The organism is Treponema sp. R80B11-R83G3, assembly GCF_054786115.1.
Map to the genome: position 1 here is coordinate 1 of NZ_BDHF01000076.1, position 6,232 is coordinate 6,232.

Below are 6,232 nucleotides of genomic sequence, written 5' to 3' on the forward strand. Positions count from 1 at the left end.
AAAAATAAATTCACAGCCGTTTTTCGCTCCCCATACATAAAAAATACCCGCTGCAGTTTCATAAAGATAGTTGGATTTAGTCCAACTTTTAACCTTATTTTCATAAGCCTTTATGCTTCATCCGCATACAAATAAAAATAAGTTTTGGCAATTCAAAAAGATATAGGAGTTTCCTACAATTTTCGGAAACAACAATTTCAACCCGCCTTCCTCATTTATCATCGCTTAATAAAAATAAAGGTTTAAGCGTTATCAGTATTTAGGTAAAATTGGAAATTTTACGCATGGTTTTATTTTCACGGAGCCATAAGCAAAAGTAATTGGGATAAACACGCAATTTTTATCAGGGCAAAAAAAATCCCCCGTTGCCGTAGCTTCGGGGGTTACAGGTTTATAACAGGTTATTAGGCTTGTTTCCGCTCCTCTTGCGGTATGCCCTGTACGGGAAAAGAAAACACATTAGGCGGCATTTCCGTTGTCTGCGTTTTATCCTGAACAGGCTGTAACAACGCCTCTTGTATTTCTTTCGCCTTCACAAATTCAAGAGGGTCAAAATGCGTATAACGCTCCGTCATTCTTTCGCTCTTATGCGTGGTTATCGCCTGCGCTTGTTCCGTTGTCATACCGCCCTTTAGCATTTCCGTATTGAAAAAATGCCGCCAAGCGTGAATATGCAAATTCCGCTCTTTTATTTCCGCGCTGCTAATGCCGATGTTTACCAACGCCTTGCGCAGATACATTAAAACCGTTTTACGGCAAATAGGGCTACCGCCGCCGTCCGTAGAGAATAAATATCCGTCCCCGCTTTTTTCTTTCAGTAATTCCAAATCCGCAATCAAAGAAGCGGGAAGCGGAATATTATGTTTGTCCTTTGTTTTAGTCAGCCTGTAGCCGTAATTGTCATGTTGCATACAAACGTAAATATGATCGTCAAAAAGACAACTCCCTTTAAGACCTAAAATCTCGGATACTCTCATGCCAGACAACGCCGCCACTTTATTCACAGTACAGGTAATATGGCTGTTTTCCCACACCTTGCGCCAATCGCCCACAAACAATTTTTTGAATTCAAGCGGCGTAATAATCTTAATAGTATCAGCGTCATTTATCAGCCGTTCCACTTTGGCGGTAGGGTCAACAGGAATTATCCCACGTTCCACAGCCTCAATCATCATAGTTTTGAAAGTTCCGTAGTAGCCGTTAATGGTCGTGTTTTTATATTTTTGTTTTATAAGGCTGTCCAAAAAAGCCTCAATCACGGCGGGGGTAATAGCGTCCATTTTCATATTTTTGAAATACGGCAATACCACTTTATCAAGATTGCGTTTCATGTGGTCTGAATAACTTTGCGTCAGGTTCGCCCGTTTCCGTCTTTTTTTCAGGTACTCGCAATTTTCCCAATCCCACCAGTTCACGGAATATTCGCCGAAGGTGGGCATATCGTCTTTTCTTGGCAACAAAGCTCCTTGTTTTAAAAGCCTGTTTACAAGCACCCTTGCCGCCGTCTTATTGGTCTGCCCCGTAGACCTGCCCCGCGTCCGCTTGCCGTTTTCATCGTAAGCGTAGTAATAAACAACCCGCCTACCCGAAGAAGTAACCCTGAAATACAGGGTAAAATCATTATGAATCTTCATAACTACCTCTTTTTTGGGAATATGATGTCTTTTATGATTACACCGAATTCCCATAATTTTTTGCGTAAAAATCAGCAACGCTAATTTCTTATGGGATAAGCATTTACGGAAACCGTTTATTTTGTAATTAGGTAAAACGTGCAGTTTTCCTTCTGTTCGGTATGGTAACGCTGGTCAGCCCGTTGGCGGAAAAAGCCCCATCCCCGATGGAGGTAACAGAAGAAGGTATTGACACCGGAGTTTTTTTTGCCGGCCATGAAACCAATACGCTCTTGGCTTTGTTATATAAAACGCCATTCTGTGAACTATATACCGTATTGCCTTCAGCGACATTTATTGCGGTAAGATTGCTATTTTCGCTAAACGCCCCTTTCCCGATGGAGGTAACGCTGTTGGGTATGGTAACGCTGGTCAGGCTGTTGCTGGAAAAAGCCCCTGCCCCGATGGTTGTAACGCTGTTAGGGATGGTAACGCTGGTCAGTCCTTGTCCGGAAAAAGCCCCTTCCCCAATAGCCGTTATAGTCACGCCTCCGATTTGGGCGGGGATGACGATAACCGTATTCGTGTCTGGCCAGGTCATCAGATAAGTGGTAATGGTCCCTTTTCCGTCCGTCATAAAATTGCTTGCTTTTTGCGCGAATACTGCCGCACACAGTGCCGTACATAGTAATAATGCGATTACTGTTCTTTTCATCTTTAATACTCCTTTTGTGTTATATAAAAAGCCTTTGTATAAGGCGTTTTTAGCACTGTACTGAATAAATTCTTTGGGCATACATCGTGGTAAAAAATTATGATCGCTTCTTTAACCCGATGAAAAATTTAATCCCGTTTATAATGCCAAGTGCGAGAAGGCCGATAGCGCCGATACTCAGGAGAGTGCCAGAAATAGCAGTTAAAAAAGGGATTCTCGCTTTAGAGAGTATTGTCAGCGCGCCCGCAGCCGTGATTAAAAAACCGGCTTTTCTATCCGCCGTGTCTTTTGACATAAGAGAGCCGATGCCGACAAGGCAGACAATTCCTCCAATGATAAGCCCAAAAACTTTGAAGCGGGCAAAGATGTTCAGGAGGAAGAGAAAAATTCCGCCGGCGGCGTAACCGATAGCGGAAATCCCAAGTTTGGATAAACTTGACGTTGACGGAATATCGTCTATTTTTTCTACATCATTCATTCCAGCATTATACACTCCTTTCCGCCGCTTCGACAACATTCTGCAAGAGCATCGCGACAGTCATTAGGCCAACGCCGCCGGGTACCGGCGTAAAAAACGCGGCCTTTTCCGCTACGGCGGGATCAACGTCGCCGCAGACGCGGTAGCCTTTTGCGGCGGCTGAATCGGGGACGCGGTTTATTCCCACGTCGATTACAGTCGCTCCTTCTTTTACCATTTCAGGTTTGATAAATCCCGTTTTTCCAGCCGCCGCTATCAAAATGTCCGCTTGCAAAGTATGGCGAAAAAGGTCTTTAGTTCCCGTGTGGCAGATAGTTACAGTCGCGTTGTATTCTCGGCGTATCAAAAGATTTGCAAGCGGTTTCCCCACAATGTTAGATCTTCCCACCACTACGACATTCGCTCCTGATACGGGAATATTGTACTCTTTTAAAAAAACAAGAACGCCATGCGGCGTACACGGCAAAAATCCGGGTCTGTCCAGCACCATATTCCCGACCGAAACAGGATGAAAGCAATCCACGTCTTTTTCAGGGACGACTGCCGCATTTATCTTTTCCTCGTCAATGTGTTTTGGCACAGGAGACTGAACAAGAATGCCATGTACTTTTTTATCTTTGTTAAGATTGGCTATTAGAGAAAGAAGTTCCGCCTCGCTTGTCATTTGCGGAAGCCTTATGTCGAGGCTCTCCATGCCTGCTTCAGCTAACGCCTTTTCCTTAGATTTTACATAAGATAAGCTCGCCGGGTCTTCGCCGACAAGCACCACCGCAAGACAGGGCGTAATTCCCTTTTCGCGTAACGCCTCGGCTCTTACTTTTACGCTCTCACGAATTTTTTGCCCAAGTTTCTTTCCATCCATTATTACTGCTGACATTTATTTCTCCTCTAAAGGCGTTATCACCATGAAACGACCGGCTTCCGCTGTTACAGAAAAATCCCCGTCCACAGCGACATTGCTTAAACCGAAGAAACCGCGATCCCACGGAAGACCGGCAAGCGGCCATTTAAGCCCCTTGCTTGTTGCTTCCCACGGACCTGAACCAAACGGAAACCCTGAAACACGGGCGTTTGCTTCCATGCGGCAGGAAAGTTCGTTATGCGTTGGGTCCGCGTCAATGCAGAAGATGTTTTCCGCGTCGGTCATCCAACGGGATGGAACCAGTTCTCTTTCATAAAGGGAACGAATCGCGAAAATGAGGTCTATCCTGCCGCCGCCTCCGCCTATCAGCCAAATATCCTCGCAGCCTTTTTCCACTGCAAGAGATATGGCCAGTTCCGTATCGGTAAAATCCTTTTCGTGCGTATGGCGAATAACGCGTTCCGGCGGCCATGCGGATAGGCGAGATTGGTCTTCAAGAGAATCCATATCGCCGATAATCCAATCGGGTTTTAGTCCGGCGCTCAAGGCCGCCTGAAAACCGGAGTCGGCGGCGATAAACATCGCGCCTTTTGCTTCGGTATTCAGCAAGCCTTTTATTACCTGCGCTTTCGGTCCCTGCCCGCCTGTAAAAATTATTCCCAGCAAAATTCCTCCAAGATTTCAACCACGAACCACATGAACCAACACGAACAAGAAGTGTAGTAAAAAACTAACATAAAAAGTATACTTAATTATTAAGGGAAATTCAATTGTTAAAAACCATTCATCCGGTACTGAAAGAAATTGCCGCTATTTTTAAAAACAACGGGAAACAGGCATACCTTGTGGGCGGAGCGGTGCGGGATATGATAAGAGGGAAAGATATACATGACTGGGATTTAGCTACGGACGCATTGCCGCAAGAGGTGACATATTTTGTCAGACGCGCGGGGGGGAAGGTTATTCCTACCGGCATTAAGCATGGGACTGTTACTGTTTTGTACAAAAAAAACAGCGTGGAAGTTACCACTTTTAGAACGGAATCTGACTATTCGGACGGGCGCAGGCCGGATCAAGTCAAATTTTCAAATAATATAGAAGAAGACTTATCAAGGCGCGATTTTACGATGAACGTGATCGGCCTGCGCCTGCCGGATGGAGAAATAGTTGATCCGTTTAACGGGGCGGATGATATTAAAGCGGGAATAATCCGCTGCGTGGGGATAGCAAGCGAAAGATTTAACGAAGACGGTTTGCGCCCGTTACGCGCAGTCCGCTTTTCCGCGCAACTCGGCTTTGAGATAGAGAAAAACACATTAGACGCAATTAACGGCGCTCTTAACGTCAGCGCGAAAGTTTCTTGGGAGCGCGTGAGGGATGAAATTGATAAGATACTCGCCTCCCCCTATCCCTCCCGCGCCTTTCTTCTGATGGAAAAAACCGGGCTTTTGGAACTTTTTTTGAAAGAGCTTGCCGTCTGCCGAGGCGTTGAACAGAAAGGCTTTCATCAGTTTGACGTTTTAGATCATTCGCTCCTTGCCTGCGATTATGCCGCCGCAAAAAATTATTCACACGAAACGCGCCTAGCCGCCTTGTTACACGACATCGGCAAGCCTGATGTTCGCAAAATGGACGAAAACGGCGTTTGGACATTTTACCGTCACGAGGAAATTGGCGCTTCTATGAGCCATAAAATTCTCAGGCGGCTATGCTATTCAAACGAAGTAATTGACGGCGTTTGCCATTTAGTAAAAGAGCATATGTTTCACTACACTGAAGATTGGTCAGACGCCGCCGTCCGCCGTTTCATTGCGCGTGTGGGTGAATCTGCTCTTGAAGACCTCTACCGTTTGCGCAGAGCGGACGCTTTTGCCTTAGCCGGAAAAGAGACCGAACCCATGAATCTGACGGCGTTATCTGACAGAGTAAAAAAAGTTTTGGCGCAGGAACATGCTTTCACTTTGAAAGACCTCGCGATTTCGGGAAATGATTTAATGACGATTGGCATTGAGAGCGGAAAAACAATGGGAATAATTTTAAAAGAACTCTTGGAAACAGTGCTTGACGATCCCGCGCAGAATACTAAAGAGAAGTTGTTGGAGATAGCGGGGAAGATTGTTAAGGATAGATTGTGAGGGACTGTGCGCCCTTCGGCAAGCTCAGGGAGCGCTATTTGTGGACACTGAGCTTGTCGAAGTATAGAAGTGTCATATCCCATTACACCCAATTTTCAATTTTTAAATCTTTTATTCGTTCAAATTCCCTAACATTATTTGTAACCAAAGTCATATTTAACGATTTTGCGTGTGCGCCTATCAACATATCAAATGGTCCTATCAAACAATTTTTATCTTTTAAATCTTTTTTTAATATTCCGAATTCTTTTGCGGCATTTTCGTCAAAATGTTTTATACCCATAATTGACAAAAATTCCAATAATGCAAGTTGATTCCTTTCTTTATATGAACTATCCGCGTTTGCGCTCCCAAATTCCAATTCAGCTAATGTGATGGTCGATATGTATAATCCTTTTTTCTTATTCAGTTTCACGGTGAGAGCGTATA

The 6,232-nt window shown here is 44.7% G+C and carries 7 protein-coding genes; 1 reads left to right on the plus strand and 6 read right to left on the minus strand.

Going from position 1 to position 6,232, the window contains the following annotated elements; genetic code table 11:
* Positions 1 to 404: 404 nt before the first annotated feature.
* The 5 genes from ACYVRH_RS09750 to ACYVRH_RS09770 all read right to left on the minus strand — a co-directional run bounded on the left by ACYVRH_RS09750 (position 405) and on the right by ACYVRH_RS09770 (position 4,334).
* Positions 405 to 1,634, minus strand: coding sequence for a tyrosine-type recombinase/integrase (locus ACYVRH_RS09750; protein ID WP_461256721.1), 1,230 nt, complete (start codon positions 1,632 to 1,634; stop codon positions 405 to 407).
* Positions 1,635 to 1,761: 127 nt separating this feature from the next.
* On the minus strand, positions 1,762 to 2,328 hold the full coding sequence (locus ACYVRH_RS09755) for a leucine-rich repeat domain-containing protein (protein WP_461256722.1): 567 nt from the start codon (positions 2,326 to 2,328) through the stop codon (positions 1,762 to 1,764).
* 97 nt (positions 2,329 to 2,425) lie between these two features.
* A complete protein-coding gene (locus tag ACYVRH_RS09760) occupies positions 2,426 to 2,806 on the minus strand; it encodes a hypothetical protein (protein WP_461256723.1) in 381 nt (126 codons plus the stop codon).
* A 7-nt stretch (positions 2,807 to 2,813) separates the two neighbouring features.
* Positions 2,814 to 3,683: a bifunctional 5,10-methylenetetrahydrofolate dehydrogenase/5,10-methenyltetrahydrofolate cyclohydrolase gene (locus ACYVRH_RS09765; protein WP_461256724.1), complete on the minus strand. Its 870-nt coding sequence runs from the start codon at positions 3,681 to 3,683 to the stop codon at positions 2,814 to 2,816.
* Positions 3,684 to 4,334, minus strand: a complete 651-nt coding sequence (locus ACYVRH_RS09770) for a thiamine diphosphokinase (RefSeq protein ID WP_461256725.1) — start codon at positions 4,332 to 4,334, stop codon at positions 3,684 to 3,686.
* A gap of 104 nt (positions 4,335 to 4,438) precedes the next feature.
* Between ACYVRH_RS09770 and ACYVRH_RS09775 the strand changes: the two genes are divergently transcribed.
* Positions 4,439 to 5,803, plus strand: a complete 1,365-nt coding sequence (locus ACYVRH_RS09775; RefSeq protein ID WP_461256726.1) for a CCA tRNA nucleotidyltransferase — start codon at positions 4,439 to 4,441, stop codon at positions 5,801 to 5,803.
* Between the two features lie 82 nt (positions 5,804 to 5,885).
* On the opposite strand, the gene ACYVRH_RS09780 is transcribed toward ACYVRH_RS09775, so the two are convergent.
* Positions 5,886 to 6,232: type II toxin-antitoxin system VapC family toxin (locus tag ACYVRH_RS09780; protein WP_461256727.1), on the minus strand; the 347-nt coding region annotated here is incomplete at its 5' end.

Bases quoted from the DNA above. Each gene is read 5' to 3' on its own strand.
- ACYVRH_RS09750 (WP_461256721.1), bottom strand. From the start codon at position 1,634: ATGAAGATTCATAATGATTTTACCCTGTATTTCAGGGTTACTTCTTCG.
- ACYVRH_RS09755 (WP_461256722.1), bottom strand. From the start codon at position 2,328: ATGAAAAGAACAGTAATCGCATTATTACTATGTACGGCACTGTGTGCG.
- ACYVRH_RS09760 (WP_461256723.1), bottom strand. From the start codon at position 2,806: ATGAATGATGTAGAAAAAATAGACGATATTCCGTCAACGTCAAGTTTA.
- ACYVRH_RS09765 (WP_461256724.1), bottom strand. From the start codon at position 3,683: ATGTCAGCAGTAATAATGGATGGAAAGAAACTTGGGCAAAAAATTCGT.